Annotated in this window: 21 protein-coding genes and 1 other RNA gene; 7 read left to right on the top strand and 15 right to left on the bottom strand. The window is 69.2% G+C overall.

From position 1 onward, the window contains the following. Window positions 1-47: 47 nt before the first annotated feature. The 12 genes from murD to PKE75_RS02390 all read right to left on the bottom strand — a co-directional run bounded on the left by murD (window position 48) and on the right by PKE75_RS02390 (window position 12905). A complete protein-coding gene (gene murD / locus PKE75_RS02445; protein ID WP_271167102.1) occupies window positions 48-1376 on the bottom strand; it encodes a UDP-N-acetylmuramoyl-L-alanine--D-glutamate ligase in 1329 nt (442 codons plus the stop codon). A gap of 233 nt (window positions 1377-1609) precedes the next feature. Then, the gene (gene mraY / locus PKE75_RS02440) at window positions 1610-2731 is read right to left on the bottom strand and encodes a phospho-N-acetylmuramoyl-pentapeptide-transferase (RefSeq protein WP_271167101.1); all 1122 of its coding nucleotides are present in this window, start codon (window positions 2729-2731) and stop codon (window positions 1610-1612) included. An 8-nt stretch (window positions 2732-2739) separates the two neighbouring features. Beyond that, on the bottom strand, window positions 2740-4194 hold the full coding sequence (locus PKE75_RS02435) for a UDP-N-acetylmuramoylalanyl-D-glutamyl-2,6-diaminopimelate--D-alanyl-D-alanine ligase (RefSeq protein WP_271167100.1): 1455 nt from the start codon (window positions 4192-4194) through the stop codon (window positions 2740-2742). Next, window positions 4191-5651, bottom strand: a complete 1461-nt coding sequence (locus PKE75_RS02430) for a UDP-N-acetylmuramoyl-L-alanyl-D-glutamate--2,6-diaminopimelate ligase (protein WP_271167099.1) — start codon at window positions 5649-5651, stop codon at window positions 4191-4193. Before PKE75_RS02430 ends, PKE75_RS02435 begins: the two co-directional genes overlap by 4 nt. Further along, a complete protein-coding gene (locus tag PKE75_RS02425) occupies window positions 5648-7477 on the bottom strand; it encodes a peptidoglycan D,D-transpeptidase FtsI family protein (RefSeq protein WP_271167098.1) in 1830 nt (609 codons plus the stop codon). The genes PKE75_RS02430 and PKE75_RS02425 overlap by 4 nt, the downstream gene beginning before the upstream one ends. Next, a complete protein-coding gene (gene ftsL, locus PKE75_RS02420) occupies window positions 7474-8022 on the bottom strand; it encodes a cell division protein FtsL (protein WP_271167097.1) in 549 nt (182 codons plus the stop codon). The genes PKE75_RS02425 and ftsL overlap by 4 nt, the downstream gene beginning before the upstream one ends. Beyond that, window positions 8019-9059 carry a 16S rRNA (cytosine(1402)-N(4))-methyltransferase RsmH gene (gene rsmH / locus PKE75_RS02415; protein WP_271167096.1) on the bottom strand — a complete coding sequence of 347 codons (1041 nt, stop codon included), beginning with the start codon at window positions 9057-9059 and terminating at the stop codon, window positions 8019-8021. The genes ftsL and rsmH overlap by 4 nt, the downstream gene beginning before the upstream one ends. Continuing rightward, window positions 9056-9523 (bottom strand): division/cell wall cluster transcriptional repressor MraZ, encoded by a 468-nt coding sequence (locus PKE75_RS02410; RefSeq protein ID WP_271167095.1) that lies wholly within the window; start codon window positions 9521-9523, stop codon window positions 9056-9058. Before PKE75_RS02410 ends, rsmH begins: the two co-directional genes overlap by 4 nt. Window positions 9524-9930: 407 nt before the next feature. Next, window positions 9931-10342, bottom strand: an RNA gene (rnpB, locus tag PKE75_RS02405) — RNase P RNA component class A. Between the two features lie 54 nt (window positions 10343-10396). Next, on the bottom strand, window positions 10397-11071 hold the full coding sequence (locus PKE75_RS02400; protein ID WP_271167094.1) for a lytic transglycosylase domain-containing protein: 675 nt from the start codon (window positions 11069-11071) through the stop codon (window positions 10397-10399). Between the two features lie 335 nt (window positions 11072-11406). Next, window positions 11407-12171 (bottom strand): N-acetylmuramoyl-L-alanine amidase, encoded by a 765-nt coding sequence (locus tag PKE75_RS02395; RefSeq protein ID WP_271167093.1) that lies wholly within the window; start codon window positions 12169-12171, stop codon window positions 11407-11409. Further along, the gene (locus PKE75_RS02390; RefSeq protein WP_271167092.1) at window positions 12168-12905 is read right to left on the bottom strand and encodes a TerB family tellurite resistance protein; all 738 of its coding nucleotides are present in this window, start codon (window positions 12903-12905) and stop codon (window positions 12168-12170) included. The genes PKE75_RS02395 and PKE75_RS02390 overlap by 4 nt, the downstream gene beginning before the upstream one ends. Before the next feature lie 207 nt (window positions 12906-13112). Here PKE75_RS02390 and panB point away from each other — a divergent pair, with 207 nt between their 5' ends. After that, window positions 13113-13976 carry a 3-methyl-2-oxobutanoate hydroxymethyltransferase gene (gene panB, locus PKE75_RS02385; RefSeq protein ID WP_271167091.1) on the top strand — a complete coding sequence of 288 codons (864 nt, stop codon included), beginning with the start codon at window positions 13113-13115 and terminating at the stop codon, window positions 13974-13976. Between the two features lie 49 nt (window positions 13977-14025). Here the strand turns inward: panB and PKE75_RS02380 are convergent, their stop codons facing one another. Then, window positions 14026-14838, bottom strand: a complete 813-nt coding sequence (locus tag PKE75_RS02380; RefSeq protein ID WP_271167090.1) for an extensin-like domain-containing protein — start codon at window positions 14836-14838, stop codon at window positions 14026-14028. A gap of 521 nt (window positions 14839-15359) precedes the next feature. Between PKE75_RS02380 and PKE75_RS02375 the strand changes: the two genes are divergently transcribed. After that, entirely contained in the window at window positions 15360-15965 is a 606-nt protein-coding gene (locus tag PKE75_RS02375; protein ID WP_271167089.1) for a cysteine hydrolase family protein, read from the top strand. A gap of 259 nt (window positions 15966-16224) precedes the next feature. On the opposite strand, the gene PKE75_RS02370 is transcribed toward PKE75_RS02375, so the two are convergent. Then, a complete protein-coding gene (locus PKE75_RS02370; protein WP_271167088.1) occupies window positions 16225-16677 on the bottom strand; it encodes a GatB/YqeY domain-containing protein in 453 nt (150 codons plus the stop codon). 139 nt (window positions 16678-16816) lie between these two features. On the opposite strand from PKE75_RS02370, the gene carA reads away from it, so the two are divergent. Genes carA through PKE75_RS02350 form a run of 4 tightly spaced genes read left to right on the top strand, consistent with a single transcriptional unit; the run spans window position 16817 to window position 20323 of the window. Beyond that, window positions 16817-18010 carry a glutamine-hydrolyzing carbamoyl-phosphate synthase small subunit gene (gene carA, locus PKE75_RS02365; protein WP_271167087.1) on the top strand — a complete coding sequence of 398 codons (1194 nt, stop codon included), beginning with the start codon at window positions 16817-16819 and terminating at the stop codon, window positions 18008-18010. A gap of 15 nt (window positions 18011-18025) precedes the next feature. Beyond that, window positions 18026-18574: a hypothetical protein gene (locus PKE75_RS02360; protein ID WP_271167086.1), complete on the top strand. Its 549-nt coding sequence runs from the start codon at window positions 18026-18028 to the stop codon at window positions 18572-18574. Window positions 18575-18584: 10 nt separating this feature from the next. Further along, a complete protein-coding gene (locus PKE75_RS02355) occupies window positions 18585-19145 on the top strand; it encodes a GNAT family N-acetyltransferase (protein WP_271167085.1) in 561 nt (186 codons plus the stop codon). Beyond that, the gene (locus PKE75_RS02350; RefSeq protein ID WP_271167084.1) at window positions 19142-20323 is read left to right on the top strand and encodes an MFS transporter; all 1182 of its coding nucleotides are present in this window, start codon (window positions 19142-19144) and stop codon (window positions 20321-20323) included. Before PKE75_RS02355 ends, PKE75_RS02350 begins: the two co-directional genes overlap by 4 nt. Here the strand turns inward: PKE75_RS02350 and PKE75_RS02345 are convergent. Further along, on the bottom strand, window positions 20320-20853 hold the full coding sequence (locus PKE75_RS02345) for a cupin (RefSeq protein ID WP_271167083.1): 534 nt from the start codon (window positions 20851-20853) through the stop codon (window positions 20320-20322). The genes PKE75_RS02350 and PKE75_RS02345 overlap by 4 nt on opposite strands. 288 nt (window positions 20854-21141) lie before the next feature. Here PKE75_RS02345 and PKE75_RS02340 point away from each other — a divergent pair, with 288 nt between their 5' ends. Continuing rightward, window positions 21142-21345 carry a cold-shock protein gene (locus PKE75_RS02340; RefSeq protein WP_271167082.1) on the top strand — a complete coding sequence of 68 codons (204 nt, stop codon included), beginning with the start codon at window positions 21142-21144 and terminating at the stop codon, window positions 21343-21345. The last annotated feature ends 26 nt before the right edge of the window (window positions 21346-21371 follow it).

Below are 21371 nucleotides of genomic sequence, written 5' to 3'. Positions count from 1 at the left end.
GGTTCGCCGGCGACAGGCGGCGACGCGGCAGCATGGCGGATTTAGGGTTAACGGTTCGTCGCCGTCGCGCCGCCCAGGGCGAGCACGGCCGTCCGGAACGCTTCGCCGCGCTGTTCGAAATTGCGGAACTGGTCGAAGGAGGCGCAGGCCGGCGAGAACAGCACCACGGGCTCCGCGGCCTCCGCCTTCCCGGCGTCTGAGGCCGCCGCCGCGACCGCCCGGTCGATCGTGCCGAGCACCGCATGCGGCACGTCGTGGGCTGCGAGCGTCGCTGCGAACGCCTCGGCGGCCTCGCCGATCAGGTATGCGCGCTCGACGCGGGAGAAGAATGGCGCGAGCGCATCGATCCCGCCGGTCTTCGGTTTGCCGCCCAGGATCCAGAACACCTTCGGGAACGACGCCAGCGCCTTGGCGGCGCTATCGGCGTTGGTGGCCTTCGAGTCGTTGATGAAGGTGACGCGGCCCGGCGCCGCGATCTCCTCCATGCGGTGCGCGAGGCCCGGGAAGGTTTCGAGCGCGGCGTGCGCCGTCGCGTCTGAGACGCCAAGCGCCCGCGCCACCGCGAGAGCCGCGTTGGCGTTCTGCGCGTTGTGGGCTCCGCGAAGCGCGCGCGCCGCGGAGAGGTCGACAGGGTCGTTTTCGGAGATCGTGACGACCTTTACGCCGTCGAGCTCCAGCGACGTCGCGATCGCCGCCGAGAGCGCGTCGTCGCGCCCGACCACGGCCGTTCGCGAGCCTGCGACCAGCCGGCGCTTGATGGCCGCGTAGTTCTCCATCGCGCCGTGCCGCTCGAGGTGGTCTTCGGAGAGGTTCAACATCACGCCCACCGTCGGGTCGAGCGTGGGGGCGAGATCGATCTGGTAGGAGGAGCATTCGACGACGTGGACGCGCGCGGCGGACGGCGGTTCGAGATCGAGGATCGCGACCCCGATATTGCCGCCCATCTGGACGTCGCGCCCGGCCTGGCGGAGGACATGGGCGATCAGCGCCGTCGTGGTCGATTTGCCGTTGGTGCCGGTGATCGCGACGAAGGCCGCGTCCGGCGCGACGGCGCGGCGCTCGCGGCAGAAGATCTCGACGTCGCCGATGATCTCGACGCCCGCCGCATGCGCGCGCCCGACCGTCCAGTGCGGAGCCGGATGCGTCAGCGGCACGCCCGGGGCGAGCACGAGCGAATCGAACCGGGAGAAATCGGCGTCGCGCAGATCGCCGGTCGGCAGGCCCTGGGCGGCGGCCTTCGCCACGCTCGGCTCGGAATCGTCGAAGGCCAGGACCTCCGCGCCCCCGGCGACCAGGCTGCGGACGGTCGCGAGCCCCGAGCCGCCGAGGCCGAACACGGCGACGCGCTTGCCCCTGAAGGACGTCGCAGGCGTCACGAGACGCGCGCCCGCCTCTGCGCCAGGTTGATCCAGAAGAACGCGGCGCCCCGGTCCAGCGAAGCGCGCGCTTCGAGACCCGCCGCCAAACGTCGCTCCTCGGCATGAGGAACCGGAAGTTCTACGGAAACGCCACCGCCCTCATGCCGCGGAGCCGTCCAAAGGACGGCGTCCCGAAGCACGGCGGACTGCGCCGCTGCGAAATCTCTGGATCCGTTCGCGCCGTCCATTGCTCACCTCAGCTTGAGCGTCGCGAGCCCGACGAGGGCGAGCACGACGGCGATGATCCAGAAGCGCACCACGACCTGCGGCTCCGACCAGCCGAGATGCTCGAAATGGTGGTGGATCGGGGCCATGCGGAACACCCGCCGGCCCGTCAGCTTGAAGGACGCGACCTGAACGATCACCGAGACGGCTTCGAGCACGAACAGGCCTCCGATGATCGCGAGCACGATCTCGTGCTTGGTGGCGACCGCGACGGCGCCCAGCATGCCGCCCAGCGCGAGCGAGCCGGTGTCGCCCATGAAGATCGAGGCCGGCGGCGCGTTGAACCACAGGAAGCCGAGCCCCGCCCCCAAAACCGCGCCGCAGAGCACGGCGAGTTCGCCGGTGCCTTGCGTGAAGTGGATCTGCAGATAGTCCGCGAACACGGCGTTGCCGGCGAGGTAGGCGATGAAGCCGAAGCTCGCGCAGGCGATCATGACGGGAACGATCGCGAGCCCGTCGAGCCCGTCGGTGAGGTTTACCGCATTGCCCGCGCCGACGATCACGATCGCGCCGAACAGCAGGAACAGGTAGCCGAGGTCGAGCAGGACGTTCTTCAGGAACGGAAAGGCGAGCGAGGTCGAGAAGCCGAGATCGAGCAGCGGCAGGCCGGCCGAGTGGAACGAGCCGGGCTGCGCCGCGATCGCCATCAGATAGACCGCGATCACCGCTATGCCGGCCTCGATCGCGAGCCTCATCCGCCCGGAATAGCCGACATGGTTCTGCTTCGTGACCTTGAGATAGTCGTCGTAGAAGCCGATCGCCCCGAAGCCGACCGTCACGAACATGACGATCCAGACATAGGGGTTGCTCAGGTTCCCCCACAGCAACGTGGTAACGATCAGGCTCGACAGGATCATCAGCCCGCCCATGGTCGGCGTGCCGCGCTTGAGCAGATGCGACTGCGGCCCGTCGGAACGGATCGGCTGCCCCTTGCCCTGCTTGAGCCTGAGCTGGTCGATGATCCAGGGACCGAACAGAAATACGAACAGCGTCGCCGTCATCACCGCGCCGCCCGTGCGGAAGGTGATGTAGCGGAAGACGTTGAAGCCGGGGACATGGCCCGACAGATCGGCGAGGAAATAAAGCATGGGGCGCGCTATCCGGCCGTGACCGTCTCGTCAACAGCGACGGCGGCGAAGCGACCACGAAGCGCAGCCACCAGCGGCGCCATGCGTGATCCGTTGGAACCCTTGACCATGACGGCGTCGCCGCCGCGGACACGCTCGATGAGCGGAGTCTCGAGGGCTGCGGCGCTCGCCGCCCAGCCGCCGCGCGTCTGCGCGGGAAGCGAGTCGTAGAGCGACTTCATCAGCGGGCCGGCGGCGAAGACGAGGTCGATCTTGGCGGCCGCGACCGCCTCGGAGACGCGAGCGTGCAGCTCTTCCGCCGTCGCTCCCAGCTCCAGCATGTCGCCGAGCGCCGCGATCCGCCGTCCGCCGGCGCCGATCGGCGTCTGGCCGAGCAGAGCGAGCGCCGCGCGCATCGAGGCCGGATTGGCGTTGTAGCTCTCGTCGATGACGAGCAGCGGACCGGTCGGCGTCTCCAGCTCGTAGCGCTGGCCGCGCCCCGAAGGCGGCGTGAAACGGGCGAGCGCGAGCGCGGCGAGCGCGAGGTCGGCCCCGGCGAGCTTCGCCGCCAGCAGCACCGCGAGCGCGTTCTGCACGAGATGGCGGCCAGCCGCGCCCACCTTGAAGGTCACGGGCTCGCCAAGAATCGTGGCCGCGACGCACGAGCTCCGCTCCTTCAGCGCGAGCCGGTCGAGCCGGGCGTCCGATGCGATATGCTCGCCGAAACTCGCGACTTCCGCCCCGCAGGCGCGGGCGGCCGCGGCCAGCCGCTCATAATGCGGGTTGTCACGGTTGACGACCGCGTGGCCGCCGGGAACGAGGCCCTCGAATATCTCGGCCTTGGCGTCGGCGATCGCCTCGACGCTCTCGAACGCCGCCAGGTGCACCGGCTCGACATTGGTCACGATCGCGACGTGCGGGCGCACCATCTTCACCAGCGGCCGGATCTCGTCCGGGTGGTTCATGCCGATCTCGAACACGCCATAGGCGGCCGATTTCGGCAGCCGGGCGAGCGTGAGCGGCACGCCCCAATGATTGTTGTACGAGGCGGCCGACGCATGCGTCGGCCCGTCTCCGGCGAGCGCGACCTTGAGCGCCTCCTTGGTGCTGGTCTTGCCGACCGAGCCGGTCACCGCGAGGATCTTCGCGTCCGACCGGTCGCGCGCGGCCCGGCCTGCGGCCACCAGCGCGGCCAGAACGTCCTCGACCACCAGTAGAGGGCCGGCCTGCGCCAGTTCGCCGGCGTGGGCCTCGTCGACCACCGCGATCCCCGCCCCGCGCGCGAGCGCGTCGGCGACGAACAGGTGACCGTCATGCACGTCGCCCTTGATGGCGAAGAACACGTCGTCGCGTGCGACCGTACGGCTGTCGATCGACACGCCGAGCAGCGCGGCCGCCGGCTCGCCGACGATCCGGCCGGAGGTCGCGACCGCGAGCTCGTCCGGCGACCAGAGCGGTTCGACGACGCTGCTTGGAGCGCTCACGCGGCGTCCCCCTGGCTTGTGAGCGTCGCGCGAACGACCTCGTGATCCGAAAACGGCAGCGTCCGATCGCCCACGATCTGGCCCGTTTCGTGTCCCTTGCCCGCGATCACGACCACGTCGCCGGTTTTGGCCTCCGCGATCGCCGTCTCGATCGCGCGCCTGCGGTCCCCGATCTCGCGGGCCGACGGCGCCGCGGCGAGGATGGCGGCGCGGATCTCGGCGGGGTCTTCGCCGCGAGGATTGTCGTCGGTGACGATGACGAGGTCGGCGCCCCGGGCCGCGACCTCGCCCATCAGCGGGCGCTTGCCGGGGTCGCGATCGCCGCCTGCGCCGAACACCACGATCAGCCGTCCGGTCGCGAAGGGCCGCAGCGCGCCGAGCACGGAGGCGAGCGCGTCGGGCTTGTGGGCGTAGTCGACGAACACGGCGGCGCCGTTCGTCTCGCCCACGAGTTCAAGCCGTCCCGGCACGCCCTGCAGATGCTCGAGAGCGTCGAAAGCGACGTCCGGCGCGACGCCCGTCGCTATCGCGAGCCCCGCCGCGACCAGCGCGTTCTCCGCCTGGAAGGCGCCCGCGAGCGGCAGCCGGACGGCGCGCGCGGCGCCGCCGAAAGTGATCGAGAGCGTCTGCGCCAGTCCGTCATAGGCGACATGGTCGAGGCGGATGGTCTCGCCCTTGCGGCCGACGGTGAGCAGCCTCATCCCCCTGCCCCGCGCCGCCTCGATGAAATAGGAGGCGTCCGCCGCGTCAGCCCAGACCACCGCTGCGGCCCCGGCGGGCGCGAGCTCGCCGAACAGCCTGAGCTTGGCGTCGCGGTAATGGGCGACCGTCGGATGATAATCCATGTGGTCGCGTGAGAGATTAAGGAAGCCGACGGCGTTAAGGTTAACGCCATCCAGCCTTTTTTGATCGAGCCCGTGCGACGAGGCTTCCATCGCGAGATGGGTGACGCCTTCGCCCGCCAGACTGTCGAGCGTCCGGTGCAGCGAGACCGGGTCCGGCGTCGTCAGCGAGCCATAGGTCGCGCCCGACGGCCCCGTGACGCCGAGCGTTCCGAGGCTGGCGGCGGAAAAGCCCGCCTGCGTCCAGATCTGGCGGAGGAAGGTGACCGTCGAGCTCTTGCCGCTCGTGCCCGTCACCGCCGCGATCGTCGCGGGCTGGCGCGGGTGCAGGCGGGCCGCGGCCCTGGCCAGGTCGCGGCGGGCGTCGCGGCTGCGCACGACCGGAACCGAGGTCGGCAGCTCCGCTTCCGAGAGGATCGCGACCGCGCCGGCCGCCACCGCCGCCTCGACGAAGCGCGCGCCGTCGGTCCTTGCGCCCGCCAGGGCCGCGAACACGAAGCCGGGCTCGACGGCGCGGCTGTCGGCGGTCAGCCCCCGGATCGGGAGCGCCGCCGCGGCGGCGGCGAGACGTGTGTCCGGGAACAGCGCCCCAAGCGTATGGGCGGCTTCGCTCACTCGCCGATCACCGTGCCGACGGGGATGTTGCCGAGCAGCTCCGTCGCGCTCGGAGCGTCGTATTTCGGCTCGACGCCGAGCAGCGGCGCGACGCGCTCGACAATCTGGCCGCCGACCGGCACGGCGTTCCAGCCGGAGGTCGAGAAGCCGTGCGTCTCGGAGGTCGCCTTCGGTTCGTCGAGCACGACGAGCAGCATGTATTTCGGCGCGTCCATCGGGAACACGGCGGTGAAGGCGGTCAGGTTCTTCGTCTTCGAATACCGGCCGCCGATCACCTTTTCAGCGGTGCCCGTCTTGCCGCCGACGCGATAGCCGGGGATGTCGGCCTTCTTGGCCGATCCCTTCTCCGCGTTCAGCTTCATCAGATAGCGCATCTCGACGCTGGTCGACGGCTTGAGCACGATGGGGGACTCCGCGCGCGCCTCTTCGACCGTGCGGCGCAGGAAGGTCGGCTTCACGAGGTAGCCTCCGTTCACCAGCGCGCTGACGCCCATCACCGACTGGATCGGCGCGATCGCGATGCCGTGGCCGAAGGCGATGGTGATGGTGTTCAGTTCGCCCCAGTGGGCGGGGACGATCGGTCGCGCGCTCTCCGGGAGCTCGGTCTGCAGCCGGTCGAGCTGACCCATCTTCTTGAGGAACGCCTTGTGGGCGTCGACGCCCATCGCGAGCGCGATGCGGGCGGTGCCGATGTTCGAGGAGTGCACGAACACTTCCGGCACGTTGAGGATGCGGTGCGTGGCGTGGAAGTCATGGATCAGGAAGCGGCCGTATTTCAGCGGCGCACGGGCGTCGAAGCGGCTCTGCAGATTGACCTTGCCGGAGTCGAGCGCCATCGCAAGCGTCATCGCCTTGAACGTCGAGCCCATCTCGAACACGCCGACGTTGACGCGGTTGATGGCCTCCGGCTTCAGCGCGTCGGAGGGGCTGTTCGGGTCGTAGTCAGGCAGCGAGACGAGGCTCAGGATCTCCCCGGTGTTGACGTCGGCGATCGCGGCCGACGCGGCGATCGCCCTGAACTTCTGCATGCCGGCGACGAGTTCGTCGTGCACCGCATGCTGGACCTTGAGGTCTAGGGCGAGATGGATCGGCGCGAGGCGCTCGCCGTGGGCGGCCGCGGCCGCCGCCTCGGCGGTCTTGCCGGACGTGTCGAGATACTTCTCGATCCCGGCGATGCCCTTGTTGTCGACGTCGGCGAAGCCGAGGATGTGAGAGACCTCGGAGCCATTCGGATAGACGCGCTTGTTCTCCTGGACGAAGCCGACGCCCGGAATGCCAAGGCGGAAGATCGCGACCTGCTCGCCCGGCGAGATCTCGCGCTTGATCCAGACGAAGCCTCGCTTCGTCGACAGCTTGGCGCGCAGCTCCTTGGGGTCGAGCCCCGGCAGCGCCTTGGACAGAAGCTCGGTCGCGTCGTCGACGTCGATGATGTTCTTCGGCTCGGCGTAGAGCGACGAGACCTTGACGTCGGTCGCCAGCACCTGGCCGTTGCGGTCGACGATGTCGGGCCTCGAGATCGCCGCGACCGTCTGCGCGACCTCGTCGGCGGTCTGCTGGGCGGGATCGACGGCGTATTGCACGAGGCGCCCGACGATCGCGAGATAGACGAGGCCGAACGCGATGGCGGCGAGACGCAGACGGCCGGTCGTCAGCCCAAGCCCCTCGCCCGAGCCGATCAGGAGCCGGACGACGCGGCGCGAAGCGCGCCAGGCGATCACGGACCAGGCGCCGAGACGTCGCGCGGTCGCAAGCGATGCGCGGCCGATCACGACGCCGGCGACGGCGCCGCCGCGAAACGCTCCGTCGAGGACGTCCTGCCCCGTCATCGCACGAGCCCCATTTTCTTGAGGAAGTCGGTGATGTTCATCGGCGCGCCCTGCTTCGGCGTCGCCAGCGGCTTGGGCTGCGGCCGCGATGCGGGCGCCTTGAGTTCGGCGACCGGCTTGACGGCGATGGTCGCCTTCTTGGCCGGCGCCGGCGGTTTCTTGACGGCCGGCGTCGCCGGCGGCGGCGCCTCCACGGCGATGCTCGCGTCCTCGGCGCTCAGCCCGAGCGCCGCCAGCTTGTTGCCGATCTCGTCGACCGGCGCCGGGCGCGCGGGCAGCGAAGCGAGCAGCACCGTCTGGTCGCGGCCGAGCGGCTGGAGCGCGAGGTGCTGCTTGGCGAAGGCCTGCACGCGGTCGGGACGCGCGAGATAGGCCCATTCCGCCTTCAGCGTGGCGATCGCATCGGTTTCGAGCGTGATCTCGCGCTTCAGCTTCTGCGCGTGCTCGGCGTGGAGCGTGGCGTCGTATTTGATGCGGTAGACGGTGACGGCGGCGCCCACCAGCGCGCCGAGGGCGACCACATTGAGGATGCGGGCGATCTTCACGACGCGTCCCCCATGAGGCTCGGAATCGGCAGTCGCGGCGCGCCGAAGGCGAACGGGTCGCCGCCCCGCGCAGGGGCCGCAGTCCGGAGAGCCGCGCGCAGCCGCGCAGAGCGCGCCCGCGGATTGGTTGCGGTCTCCGCGTCGCCCGGCTTTTCGACGCCGCGGGTCATCGCCTCGAAGGTCGCGGGCGGCACGGGAGCCGCAGGCGCATGACGCGAACCTCCCGAGAGCGTGCGCGTCCGGTCGGCGAGGAACGTCTTGACGATGCGGTCTTCGAGCGAATGGAAAGACACCACCACCAGCCGGCCGCCCGGCTTGAGGCGACGCTCCGCCGCGAACAGCGCGAGGGCGAGCTGGCGCAGTTCGTCGTTGACGGCGATTCTCAGCGCCTGGAACGTCCGGGTCGCAGGATGGATGGCGTTGGGCGCCTGGCCGAGCACCCGCTCGACGATCCGCGCAAGCCGAAGCGTATCGAGGATCGGCTCCTTCTCGCGCTCCGCGCAGATCGCGCGGGCGATCGCGCCGGCGCGGCGCTCCTCGCCGAGCGTGCGCAGGATGGCGGCGAGCTCCTTATCCTCGAGGGTTGCGACCAGATCGGCGGCGGTCGGGCCGTCGCCGCCCATCCGCATGTCGAGCGGACCTTCGTTGCGGAACGAGAAACCGCGCTCGGCGCGGTCGAGCTGCATAGAAGACACGCCGACGTCGAGCACGACGCCGTCGAGCGCGGCGACGCCGAGATCGTCGATCGCGCCGGAGAGCTCCGAGAAACGCTCCTCGACCAGCGTCAGCCGGCCCTTGAACTCCGAAACCATGTCGAAGCCGCCGGCGATCGCCGTCGGATCGCGGTCGAGACCTATGACGGTGCAGTCGGCGGCTTCGAGGATCCCGCGGGAGTAGCCGCCTGCGCCGAAGGTCCCGTCGAGGAAGACCTCGCCGTCCTGCGGCTGCAACGCGGCGACCACCTCCGCGAGCATCACCGGCCGGTGACGGTCGTAAGGCTCGCCGCCGCCGCGCGGCCGTTCCTTGCGCGAGCTCACGACGCGCTGTCCGCCGCGGCGCTCATCCCGAGCCGCCGGCGAAAGGCGCGCAGGCTGTCCCGCGAGGCCGCGAGATGCGCGCGGAAGCGCTCCGGCTCCCAGATCTGGAATTTCACCCCGTGACCGACGAACGTCGCCTGATCCGTGATCCCCGCGTAGGACTTCAGGCTCTCGGTCAGGATGACGCGCCCCTCTCCGTCCACCTTCAGCGCCTCGCTCACCCCGAGCAACGCGGTCGAGAGGCTGTCCCGCTCGTCCGAATAGGGCGAGAGTCCCCCGAGCAGCTGATCGATCTCCGCCAGCAGCGCCGTCCCGCCGCAGTCGAGCGCCGGCTGGTCGAGGGCGGGATGCAGGAACAGGCCCTCGAACCCGTCCCGCACGAGCGTCGCCCGGTAGGGCGCGGGGATCGAAACGCGACCCTTCGCGTCCAGCCGATTGGTGAAATTGGATACGAACCGGTCCATGCGCCCCCGCATCCAGCACGCCGTCCCCCGTGAACGGCTCCGCCAGGAAGCGGACGTCGAACGTCGAGCCCGCAGCCTTTTCGGCCGCTGACCAGAACGACCGGCATCCTACTCGGAAGCCGTCGTTACGCCGTCTCGACGGGATGATTTGGGTTAACATGGGGCCCTATGGGCGTCAACGAGACACTCGACCGTTCGCGCCGCGATGCGGTCCAGGACGCATGACCTGACAAGGACCGCTTCGCGACCGGCGCGACGACAGGAGTAGAACTTCCTTAGGGTTAAGAAGGCGTTTCGACGGCCCACGCGGGAGCCGTCCGAAACGCCGCGCTAATGGGTACCGAAGCCCCGAACGGAAAACGGCCGCCCGCCGCAAAGCGCCGGAAGCGGCCGGTCTCGTCGAAGTCAGCGCCAGCCGGCCTGTAAGCCGGGTTCTGTATGGCGAGCGCGCCGGGGTCGCCCCCGATCCGCCCACGTGACGGCCATTCCTCTGGGACGTCCGTCGCCGGACGCCTCTAGCAACCAACCCGGGCGACCACCCGGAAGCGGGCTGGCTTTCCTCGCTTGCGCGCGAAAAACCGTGTCGCCCCTATTCGGTCTTGCTCCCGGCGGGGTTTGCCGTGCCGCTTCCGTTGCCGGTCGCGCGGTGCGCTCTTACCGCACCCTTTCACCCTTACCTGCGGCCGAAGCCGAAGGCGGTCTGCTCTCTGTGGCACTTTCCCTGGGGTCGCCCCCGCCGGACGTTATCCGGCGCCGTGCTTCCGTGGAGCCCGGACTTTCCTCCCCGGCGTAAACCGGAGCGGCCGTCCAGCCGACTGGCGGGCGTCTTGTGCGGGCGGCGGCGCTTCAGGTCAAGCGCCGCCGCCCCGGGGCTCAGTTCGAGGCGAGCTTGCCGGAGGACGGCACGCCCTCGGCCATGAAGCGCTTCACCTTGGCGCAATAGACGGCGCCGGCGCGGGTCACGCCTTTGACGCCGTGGCCGCCCTGATATTTCGAGACGGCCGCGCAGGTGTTGCCCGCGGAGAGCCGGACCGCCTGCGCGAGGTAGCGCATGCCGTAGGTCAGGTTGTTTGACGGTTCGTAGAGAGCCTGCCGGCTGCCGCGGAAGCCCATGCCCTGGGCGGTGCGGTAGCTGAGCTGCATCAGGCCGACATAGCCGCCGCGGCCGGTGGCGCGCGGCTGGTAGCGAGACTCGACCTTGACGACCGCATGGGCGAGCGCGGGATTGACGCCCTGACGGCGCGCCTCCGCCGTCACCATCGCCGGAATGGAGCCGGACGGCGCGACGGAAGCAGTCGGAGCGGGGATGTCGATATCGCGCTGGAGCGAAACCGGACGGCTGATCGCCGCGAGACGGCGGGCCGCCGCGCGGCGCTCGGCGCCGCGATCCGAGACGTGGGCGGGCGACGCGCGCTTAACGGCGGCGTACCGGGCGTGGCGGACCACCGGGCGCAGCTTCGAAGGCGTCGCTACGGCCGCCTGCCGGGCCGGCTGCGGCTGAAGCGCGGGCTGGGCGTTGCGGGCCGAAGTGAAGGCTGCGGCGCCCATGTGGGCGGGGCTGCCGCCAATCTGCGGAACCGGACGGGCGACGGGCGCGTTAACTGCATGTTTAGAATTGGCGAGGTTCGCCGAAGTAGTCGCTTTCACTGGTTGGGTCTTGGACTGAACGCTGGTCCCCCGGACAAGTCGTTCCTGGTTCGGCGCAGCTGACGCCGAGGCGATGGTCGCCGCTAGAAACGCGACGACGACCGTCGATCTACGCATGTGTACACTCCCGAAAGGCATTTCACAGGCCGGGACCAAAGCCTGTCGAAAATGACCATCGCTCGACCATGATTAGGTCGCTTCTTGACTGTCGCGTGTCGAGAAAGAGGCGGCGGGCCTCAGCGGTCGGGCAGCGAGCGCAGCAGGTTGCGGAGCGTATCTGCGGTGGAGAAGTCCGCGACGCCGTCAACTCTGGCGGGTCGGAAATGGCGCTGGAACGCCCGCACGACGGCCGTCAGGGCGGCGTCATAGCGGCCATGGATCTCCAGACCATATCCGTAAAGCGACAGAAGGGTTTGCAGCTCCTCGACGGGGTCGCCTTCGTCCCCTTCCCGTAGGCTCGCGCCAGCGTGATCGATCCGAGTAGGTCCGGTCCAATGACCGACGCCGCACGACGCCAGACGAGCCCACGGGAACTTCTCGCCGGGGTCGTCTTTCCGGCGCGGCGCGACGTCCGAATGAGCGAGCACACGCTGAGGTTGAATCGACCGTCGTGCGCAAATGTCGCGGCACAGCTCGATCACCGACTCCAATTGGGCTTCGGGAAAATCCGGATAGCCGAATTCATGGCCGGGATTGGCGATTTCGACGCCGATCGAGCGTGAATTGACGTCGGTCTCGTCCTCCCAGGACGACAGTCCGGCGTGCCACGCTCTTAGCGTTTCAGGCACAAGTTGCAGGACGCCGCCGTCTTCCAGCACGACGTAATGGCACGATACGCCGCTCTCGACAGCGCAGAGCCGGCGGCAGGCCTCCTCGGTCGATTCCATGCCGGTATAGTGCAGCAACAGGATATCCGGCTGCCGACCGTCGCGCCGCTCGTCGTGGTTGGCGGCGGACCGGACCTCCCGGACGAATCGGCTGTCGGCCGCAAAAACCGTCACGCGAGACCCCGCTCGGCCCGGATCGCGTCCCACGCGGCGTTGATGGAGGCGAGCTTGGAGGTCGCGATCTTGACCGCTTCCGCCGGAAGGCCTCGGGCCATCGCCCGGTCCGGGTGATTCTCGGAAACGAGCGCGCGGTGGCGCTGCTTGAGCTCTTCGTCCGAAGCCGCGGCGTCCGCGCCCAGAACCTCATAGGGGTCAGTTTCGGGAAACTGCACGTAGCGGCCGAGCGCGCGCCGGAATCTCGCACGATCGAGTCCGAAGATGCGGCCGACCTCCTCGAGGTATTGGATCTCCGCCTCGTGCATCGCCCCGTCGGCGGCGGCGATCTGCGCGAGGCTGTGCAGCACGTCCTCGAGCGTCGCGGGCTCGTCGGCGAAGGTCTCCGCTAGCTGGGTCGCATAGGCGTCGAAGCCCGCGACGTCCTTGCTGGCGACGTCGAAGGCGTGGCGCACCTCGTGCACGTCCTTCTCGGCGATCGAGAAGATTTTCTGGAACGCCTCGATCTCCTGCGGGGCGACGACGCCGTCGGCTTTCGCCATCTTCGCGGAAAGCGCGATCACCCCGATGGTGAAGGCGAGGCTCTTGTGATCGCGCTCTTCCGCCGCGATCGCCGCAGGATCGGTTTCGCGGTCGAGCAGATAGTGGCCGACAAGAGCGCCGGCGATGGCGCCGAGGGGCCCGCCGAGCGCGAAGCCGCCCGCGGCGCCGGCGAGCTTTCCCCAAAACGACATGGGAGTCCTCCGATTCGGATGGCGATCCTAACGGCGCCGGGCCAAGGGCGCGACCGGACAGGATTGGCCCTCAGGCGATCGCGCGCGCAGGTCCGAAAGACGGTATGGAAGATGCTCCGGCGCGCGACCACTTGATTGTCGCGCCCGCGTCGCGATCGTCATAGAAACGCGGCCGGGTGGGGATGCGCCCCTAGGAGTCATGGCGTCATGAGCGCACGTCGACCGGCCCCCGAGCAGGGAGCCAAGGCCTCGAAGCCTATTACGGTTTCCTCCGTCCGCAACGCCAAGGGCGTCGAGCCGCTGGTGTGCCTCACCGCCTACACCGCGCCGGTGGCCCAGGCGCTCGACGAGGCGTGCGATCTGCTGCTCGTCGGCGATTCCCTCGGCATGGTGATCTACGGTCTGGAGAGCACCATTCCCGTGACGCTCGACATGATGTCGGCGCATGGCGCGGCAGTGGCGCGCGGCGCGCGGCACGCGCTCGTCGTCGTCGATCTGCCGTTCGGCTCCTATCAGGAGAGCCCCGCGCAGGCGTTCCGCAGCGCCTCGCGCCTGCTCGCGGAGACCGGCTGCGGCGCGGTGAAGCTCGAGGGCGGCGCCGTGATGGCCGAGACCATCAACTTCCTCACGCAGCGCGGCGTGCCCGTGCTCGCCCATATCGGCCTGCAGCCCCAGTCGGTGAACGCGCTCGGCGGCTACGCCGCCCGCGGCAAGGCGGCGGCCGAGGCCGAGGCCATCGTCGCCGACGCCCGTGCGGTCGCCGACGCCGGCGCCTTCGCGATGGTCGTCGAGGGCGTCGTCGCGCCGCTCGCCGCCCGGATCACCGCGACGGTCCGCGTGCCCACCATCGGCATCGGCGCCTCGGCCGAGTGCGACGGCCAGATCCTCGTCACGGAAGACATGATGGGCGCCACGTTCGGCCACGTGCCGAAATTCGTGCGCCGCTACGCCGACGTGGGCGGGACGATGCGCGCGGCCGCCGAGGCCTACGCCGCGGATGTCCGTGCGCGCCGCTTCCCCGCCGAGGAGCACCTCTACGGCATGCCGAAGCCCAAGATCGCTGCGGGATAAGGCGGAGCGGACAGCTCGTCCCGGTCTCTCGACCGGAGACGGGCGACGCTCACTCGTCCGGTTCGTAGTCCGCAGGCGCGTCGTCGTGGGCCGCATCAGGGCGGCCGACCGAGCCGGTGGGAATGTCGGCGTCGCGGCCGCCGGGGGCATAGCTCATCAGCAGATCGCCCGCGCCGGACGGCGGCGCGGCCTTGCCGGGAAGAGAAGGTCTGGGCCGGCAGTAGGTGCGCTCGCCGGTCAGGTCGTGGTGGGCGAGGTCGAGATGGATATGGGTCTCGCGGCGGCCCTCGGCGCCCGGCCCCAACACCGTCTTGAACACGCCGCAAGCGCCGGCCATGACCTCGCTCAGGAAGGCCCGCGCCTCCGGGGTCGCCGTGCGCGCATCGGCCGGCACCGCAATCTCGCGTCCGTCGACCAGCGTGAACCCACCGATGTCGAGCCCATTGCCGAAGGCGTGCTCGGAGAGCGTCGCGCCCGGCTTGTCGTTGCGGGTTCGGCAGCCGTAGGACGCCGTGTTGCGGATTTCCGCGACCTCGGAGCCGAAGCGGGCTTTGGCGGCGGGCTGCACCGTGTCGCGCATCCACGTCTCGAGCGCCGCGGTCATCGAGCAGCCGATCCGGGCGCTCGGTTGCACGCCGACCGTGCCGTCGGCGATTGCAAAGACGCGGAACGGATTTTCGACGCCGCAGGTCCCGGGGCCCTCCAGCTCGGCGATCGGCCGGATGAATTTGGTCGGCTTCACGATGCGACCGGCGAGACAGACCTGCTCGGCCTGGCCGCGCCAGGCGTCGCGCTCCTCATGTTCGAGGAAGCCGCAACCGGCGAGCGCCGCCACGCCGGCGAGGAATATGAGGCTGCACACCACCCGGATCTTCATGATCGTTAGAATGCGGGCGATACGGTTAATACGCGCTTGACGATCAGACGGAGCGAAGAGGGCTTATTGTGCAGCGCGGAGGTGGAATGTGCGCCGCAAATGCGCTGCCTCCCGCGTCGAAGCCACGCCGCCGCGCATTTTCGACAGATGCATGAATTTTTTATCACATTGATATTCTTATACTTTTTTCCGTATCGCCCCTCCGGACCCAACAAATCTCCGCGCGCCCTCTTGTCTACCGGATCACTCTAAATAATGTCCGGCGGAGCTCATTCGCCGGGAGGCGTCCGTGGACGCGACGCAAAAACTGAATGTTGTCGCCATCTGCGCGGCCTTCGCGTTCATCGCCGCGATCGTGCTCGGCGTCTTCTGATCGATCCCTCACGGTCGCCGCCAGGCCTGTCGCCGCCTGAGGCGGGCGCCGGAACGCGCACGGCTTTCCGGCGCTCTTCGTTTGGGCGAGGATGCGGCCGCCGCGCCTGTCGCGCGCGATGTGAGGAAAACGCATGACCGACAGCCCCAAGACACTGCTCGAGCTTTCCGGCCTCGCTCCTGATCCCGCCTCGCTCGACGACGCGATCCTGGTCGTGATCGACGCGCAGAACGAATATGTCCGCGGGCCGATCGCGCTGCCGGGCGTTCAGCCGGCGCTGGCCGCGATCGAGAGCCTGCTGGCGGAGGCGCGCGCGGCAGGCACGCCGATCGTCCACGTCGCGCACACGTCGTCGGAAGGGGTGTTCGTCGAAGGCACGGAGGGCGCCGAGATCGCACCGCAGGCGGCGCCTGCGAACGGCGAGCCGGTGTTCAAGAAAGAGCTGCCCAACGGCTTCACCAACCCCGACCTCGCGCCGGCGCTGGAGAAGCTCGGCCGCAAGAACCTGATCCTGACCGGCTTCATGACGCATATGTGCGTCGACTCGACCGCGCGCGCCGCCGTCGACCTTGGCTACGGCGTCACGATCGTCGAGAACGCGACCGCGACCCGGCCGCTTCCCGGCGTGCTCGGCCGACCGGCGCGCTCGGCGCAGGAGGTCCACGACGGCGCGCTCGCCGGGCTTGCGGATCTGTTCGCCGTGGTGGTCCCCGACGCGACCGCGCTCGGAAAGCGCTGATCGCGCGATCGCGCGTCGGCCGAAGCGAATGGGCGGGCTTAGAGTCCGCCCGCCCTCCACTTGGGAGTTTCACGGGACGCCCAGGCGAGCGTCCCCGCAAAGACGCCGAACATCGCGATGACGGCGGCGACGAAGACGATGCTTTCAAGCGGCATTGGGCCTCTCCCTCTGGACAGGAGAGCCACTGACCATGGCTGCTGCGGCGCCGCCTTGATCTCGCTCAACGACGAGCGCCAGCGCGGCGGCGTCGCCGACGCGCCTAACCGGCGAGCTTCGCCTTCACGGCCCCGTTCGCCGCGCCGAAATCCATGACGCCGGCGTATTTGCCCTTCAGCGCCGCCATCACGCGTCCCATGTCCTTGATCGAGGCCGCGCCGGTCTCCGCAATGGCGGCGTCGATCGCGGCGGCGACGTCGGCTTCCGACATCTGCTGGGGCAGGAACTCCTGGATCACGGCGATCTCGGCGCGCTCCTTGGCGGCGAGCTCCGGCCGGGCGTTGTCCTCGTAGATCGAGGCCGATTCCTGGCGCTGCTTGATCATCTTGGCGAGCAATTGCTTCAGCTCGTCCTCGGTCGCGGTCCCCTTGCCGAGGCCGCGGGCCTCGATGTCCTTGTCCTTGATTGCTGCGCCCATCATGCGCAGCGTTCCGGTCCGGTCCGCGTCGCGGGCCTTCATGGACTCCTTCAGGGCGGCGTTGATCGCCTCGCGCATGGTCTTCGCTTCCTTTGAACGTGCAGGTCGGGCGCGCGCCGCGGATCGGTTGACGCGTCGTCGGGCGGCGCCTAGTTTCCGGCCGCATCGGCGCGGAGCGCGCGCCGGCGCTTCATGCGCTTCGGTTAAGGCAATCGCCATGACGGGACAAGACACGGCCGCCCGCGGCTGGGATGAGACGCGCCCCACAGCCCGGCTTCTGCTGGCGGACGGCACGCTGATCGAGGGCGAGGGCCTCGGCGCCGAAGGCGTCGCCGCCGGCGAAATCTGCTTCAACACTGCGATGACTGGCTATCAGGAGATCCTGACCGACCCGTCCTACGCCGGCCAGATCATCACCTTCACCTTCCCGCACATCGGCAATGTCGGCGTCAACGACGACGACGTCGAGACCGTCAATATGGCGGCCTCCTCCGGCGTCCGCGGCGCGGTGTTCGCAGCCGACGTCACCGCCCCGTCGAACTGGCGTGCGACGCGCGACCTTCACGAATGGCTGAAGGCCCGCGGGATCGTCGCGATCACCGGCGTCGACACCCGCGCGCTCACGGCTCTCGTCCGGGACAAGGGCGCGCAGAACGCCGTGATCGGCTACGCCGCCGACGGAGATATCGAGGAGAACGCCCTCAGGGCCGAGCTCGAGGGCTTTGCGGGCCTCGAAGGCGAGGACCTCGTGCCGCTTGTCGCCGCCACCCAGCGCTACGGCTGGGACGAGGCCGGCTGGACCTGGCCCGGCGCCTATGGCGTGCGCCCCGACGGCGCCCCGAAGCGCGTCGTCGCGATCGACTACGGCCTCAAGCGCAACATCCTTCGCATGCTCACCACCGCGGGCTGCGAGGTCACGGTGCTGCCGCCGACCGCGACCGCAGAGGAGGTTCTGGCGCTATCGCCCGACGGCGTGTTCCTGTCGAACGGCCCCGGCGACCCCGCCGCGACCGGCGTCTACGCCGTGCCGATGATCCAGGGCGTGCTTGAGAAGAAGGTGCCCACCTTCGGCATTTGCCTCGGCCACCAGATGCTGGCGCTCGCCGTCGGCGCGACGACCACCAAGATGCATCAGGGCCATCACGGCGCGAACCATCCGGTGAAGGACATGATCACCGGCAAGGTCGAGATCACCTCGATGAACCACGGCTTCGCGGTGGATCGCACGACGCTGCCGGAGACCGCTCGCGAGACCCATGTCTCGCTGTTCGACGGCTCGAACTGCGGCATCGAACTCACCGATCGCCCTGCGTTTTCGGTTCAGCACCATCCGGAAGCCTCGCCCGGCCCGCAGGACAGCCACTATCTGTTCAAGCGGTTCGTCGACATGATGGACGCGCCGAAGGGCTGAGTGAGGATGGCGCGCATGACGGCGAGGACGATCCTTCCCGTCGCCGCGCTATGCGCCGTGGTCCTCGCCGGTGGGGCCTATGTCGTCCTGAAGCCGCAGGGCGCCGCCGAGCATGCTTCAGTCGCGGAGAAGGCCGAAAGCACGTCGGCGCCAATCCAGCAGACGACCACCGGCTCCACGGCCTCGCCCAAGCTCTACTGCCAGTTCTACGTCTTCACCGAGCAGCGCCCCCGCGTCGCGTTCTATTTCGACGTCGTGCGCCGCGACGAGTCCCACGCCTTCCAGCAGGTCTATGTCGCCGAGGACACCGGCCAGCGGACCGATTTCGGCGCCGACGGTTCGCTGCGCCCGGAATGGCGGTTCGACCGGACGGCCGAACCGCCGCGCATCGCTTCGACGATCGCCGTTCCCGACAATTCGCAGGCCGCGAGCCACGACGAGGACATCGCGATCGACATCTACAGCTACGATCCCGAACGAGCCGGGACGGCGTGGTTCGAGGCCAGCCTCAAGAACATCCACTTCCAGAACCTGCCGGGAAAATGCCGGCAGAGCCCGGCGTGAGACGCGGCTGATGGCCCCCGCTCCCGAACCCTGGACCCTCGTGCTCCGCGACGCCACGGAGGCCGACATGGACGCCGTCCAGCGCATCTATGCGCCCGAGGTGCTGACGGGCCTCGCGAGCTTCGAGGAAATTCCGCCGACCCTGCCCGAGATGATTACTCGACGCGCGAACGTTCTGGCGCTCGGCCTGCCCTTCATCGTCGCGGAAGCCGACGGCGCCGTCGTCGGCTACGCCTATGCCGGCAGCTATCGGGCGCGCCCCGCCTATCGCCATACCGTCGAGAATTCCGTCTACGTCGCCCGGGACGCCCAAGGCAGAGGCGTCGGCCGCGCATTGCTCGCCGAGCTGATCGCGCGCTGCGAAGCCGGGCCGTGGCGCCAGATGATCGCCGTCATCGGCGACAGCGCGAACCATGGCTCGGTGGCGCTCCACGCGAGCCTGGGCTTCCGCCACGCCGGCACGCTCGAGGCGGTTGGCTTCAAGCTCGGGCGGTGGCTCGACACCGTGGTGATGCAGCGTGCGCTCGGTCCGGGCGCCGGCGCCGATCCCATGGATCGGCTCGAAATGTGATCGACCGCGCGACCGTCCTGCGGCTCGGCGTCGGGCAACTCGTCTGCTGGGGCGTCACCTTTTACCTCGTCGGCGCCTTTGGCGACCGGATCGCGGCCGACTTCGGCTGGAGCCTCGCGCAGGTTCAGGGCGGCTTCTCCGCGGCGCTTCTCGTGATGGGGCTCACCTCGCCGCTCGCGGGGCGACTGATCGACCGCCATGGCGGTCGCTCGGTGATGGTCTGCGGCTCGCTGCTGAGCGCGCTCGGCTGCACGGGGCTCGCCGCCGCGCAGGGATTCGTGAGCTACTACGCCGCCTGGATCTGCATCGGCCTCGCGATGCGGCTTTGCCTCTATGACGCGGCGTTCGCGGCGCTCGCCCGCATCGGCGGCCCGGGCGCGAAGACCGCGATGGCGCAGATCACCCTGCTTGGGGGCCTCGCCTCCACGGTGTTCTGGCCGTTCGGCGCCGAGCTTGCCGACCTGTTCGGATGGCGGATCGCGGCGCTCGCCTTCGGCGGCTTCGCCCTGCTCACCGCGCCGCTTCACTGGGGGCTTCCGGACGCCCGTTTAGTCTCGCTTCCGACCGATGATCCGTCCATTGCGGCGCTCGCGCCGCAGTCCGCGCCGAAAAGCCATCGCATCCTCGCGGCGGCGCTCTACGCCATGGTCGTCGCATTCACCAACACCCTGCATTCCGGCATGTCCGCCCATATGGTCTGGGTGCTGGCGGGCCTCGGCGTCGCCGCCGGCGCAGCCGCCTGGATCGCGGCGCTGCGCGGCGTCGGCCAGTCCTCGGCGCGGCTCTGCGAGGTGCTGTTCGGCAGACGGCTCGCCGCGGTCGATCTCAATCTCGGCGCGGCGGCCGGCCTGACGGCGGCCTTCCTGTTCGGCGTGTGGAGCGGGATCTCGCTCCCGGTCGCGGTCGCTTTCTCGCTGCTTTACGGCGGAGCGACCGGGCTGCTGACCATCACCCGCGGCACGCTTCCGCTGGCCTTCCTCGACCCGGCGACCTACGGGACGCTTGTCGGGCGGCTGATCGTTCCGAGCTTCGCGCTCTCCGCGGTCGCGCCGGTCGGGTATGCGCTCGTCATCGAACGCTTCGGAGCGGCCGGCGCCATCTGGCTGTCGGCTTCTCTGGCGCTGGCCACGCTCGCCGCCGCTTGCGGCCTCAAGATCCTGTCGGCCCGGCCGGCTTAGCCGGCCTTCCGCCAGCGCGTCCGCAAGCCGCCTTCCGGCCCGAACACAGGGTCGGTCGCCGGCAGCGGCACCTCGGCGATGCGCCTCACGGCCGCGTCATGTTCAGCGGCGCTGGCGCGGATCAGATCGAACGGCTGATCGGGAGGATAGGCGCCGACGATCAGGAAGTCGTCGCTGGCGTCGAGCCGCTTGTGGCCGGAGCCCGCCGGCAGCACGGCGACGTCGCCGGCCTCGATCCGGACGGTTTCGCCGTGCTCGCCGCCGAAGCGGATGTCGGCCCATCCCGACGCCACGCCGAGCGCTTCGTGGCAGGTCGAGTGATAATGGTGGAAGTCGTAGACGCCGTCGCGCCAGAACCCGCCCCAGCCGTTCGCGCCGAACAGGGCCTCGGCCGTGATCGCCGGTTGCGGCGTCGCGGCGTCAAAAGCTTTGCGGTGAAGAAGCAGGGACAGCGCGGGGTTGTTTGGAACCTGCCCGTCGGAGGCGAACCTGAACTCGGCGGTCGTTATGCTCTCGCCCGTTGACGCCAATGCAGTCGCCTCCCCTGGCGCGCCCATATCGGCCGCCGGATTCACAACGGTCCCGGGCCTTGCGGGTTCCTCCATGGGGATGCGAGCCCGTCTTGACGAGACCCGCCCCCTATGCGCCATAGTCGCATCTGCAATCAGATTTTTGGACGCACTGTCTGGCCTGTCTGCGGTGACGAACCGAAGCTTCCGCCTCTACGACACGCACCAAAGTTCGGATTGTGCCCGACCACTCGCTCATGAGATTGGGTGGTCAAATGCGCACACGCGCTTGTCTTAGGGAAAGCAGAAATGGCTAGCGGCACCGTAAAGTTCTTCAACACCCAGAAAGGGTACGGGTTCATCCAGCCGGCCGACGGCTCCAAGGATGTGTTCGTCCACATTTCCGACGTCGAGCGCTCGGGCCTCCACACCCTCGTCGAGGGCCAGAAGGTTGCGTTCGAGGTCGTCATGGACCGCGGCAAGACCAAGGCGTCCAACCTCCGCGCAGAGTGATCCGCGCCGGCCTACGGCTGTCGACT

The organism is Hansschlegelia plantiphila (genome assembly GCF_027922265.1).
In the GTDB taxonomy this organism is placed as follows: Bacteria; Pseudomonadota; Alphaproteobacteria; order Rhizobiales; family Methylopilaceae; genus Methylopila; species Methylopila plantiphila.
Note: the sequence above shows the minus strand (reverse complement) of the source record. Positions and strands in the feature narration are given on the sequence as shown.

Bases quoted from the DNA above. Each gene is read 5' to 3' on its own strand.
- mraY (WP_271167101.1), bottom strand. From the start codon at position 2,731: ATGCTTTATTTCCTCGCCGATCTGTCGGGCCATGTCCCCGGCTTCAAC.
- PKE75_RS02425 (WP_271167098.1), bottom strand. From the start codon at position 7,477: ATGACGGGGCAGGACGTCCTCGACGGAGCGTTTCGCGGCGGCGCCGTC.
- PKE75_RS02410 (WP_271167095.1), bottom strand. From the start codon at position 9,523: ATGGACCGGTTCGTATCCAATTTCACCAATCGGCTGGACGCGAAGGGT.
- PKE75_RS02400 (WP_271167094.1), bottom strand. From the start codon at position 11,071: ATGGGCGCCGCAGCCTTCACTTCGGCCCGCAACGCCCAGCCCGCGCTT.
- PKE75_RS02390 (WP_271167092.1), bottom strand. From the start codon at position 12,905: ATGTCGTTTTGGGGAAAGCTCGCCGGCGCCGCGGGCGGCTTCGCGCTC.
- panB (WP_271167091.1), top strand. From the start codon at position 13,113: ATGAGCGCACGTCGACCGGCCCCCGAGCAGGGAGCCAAGGCCTCGAAG.
- PKE75_RS02375 (WP_271167089.1), top strand. From the start codon at position 15,360: ATGACCGACAGCCCCAAGACACTGCTCGAGCTTTCCGGCCTCGCTCCT.
- PKE75_RS02370 (WP_271167088.1), bottom strand. From the start codon at position 16,677: ATGCGCGAGGCGATCAACGCCGCCCTGAAGGAGTCCATGAAGGCCCGC.
- carA (WP_271167087.1), top strand. From the start codon at position 16,817: ATGACGGGACAAGACACGGCCGCCCGCGGCTGGGATGAGACGCGCCCC.
- PKE75_RS02360 (WP_271167086.1), top strand. From the start codon at position 18,026: ATGACGGCGAGGACGATCCTTCCCGTCGCCGCGCTATGCGCCGTGGTC.
- PKE75_RS02355 (WP_271167085.1), top strand. From the start codon at position 18,585: ATGGCCCCCGCTCCCGAACCCTGGACCCTCGTGCTCCGCGACGCCACG.
- PKE75_RS02340 (WP_271167082.1), top strand. From the start codon at position 21,142: ATGGCTAGCGGCACCGTAAAGTTCTTCAACACCCAGAAAGGGTACGGG.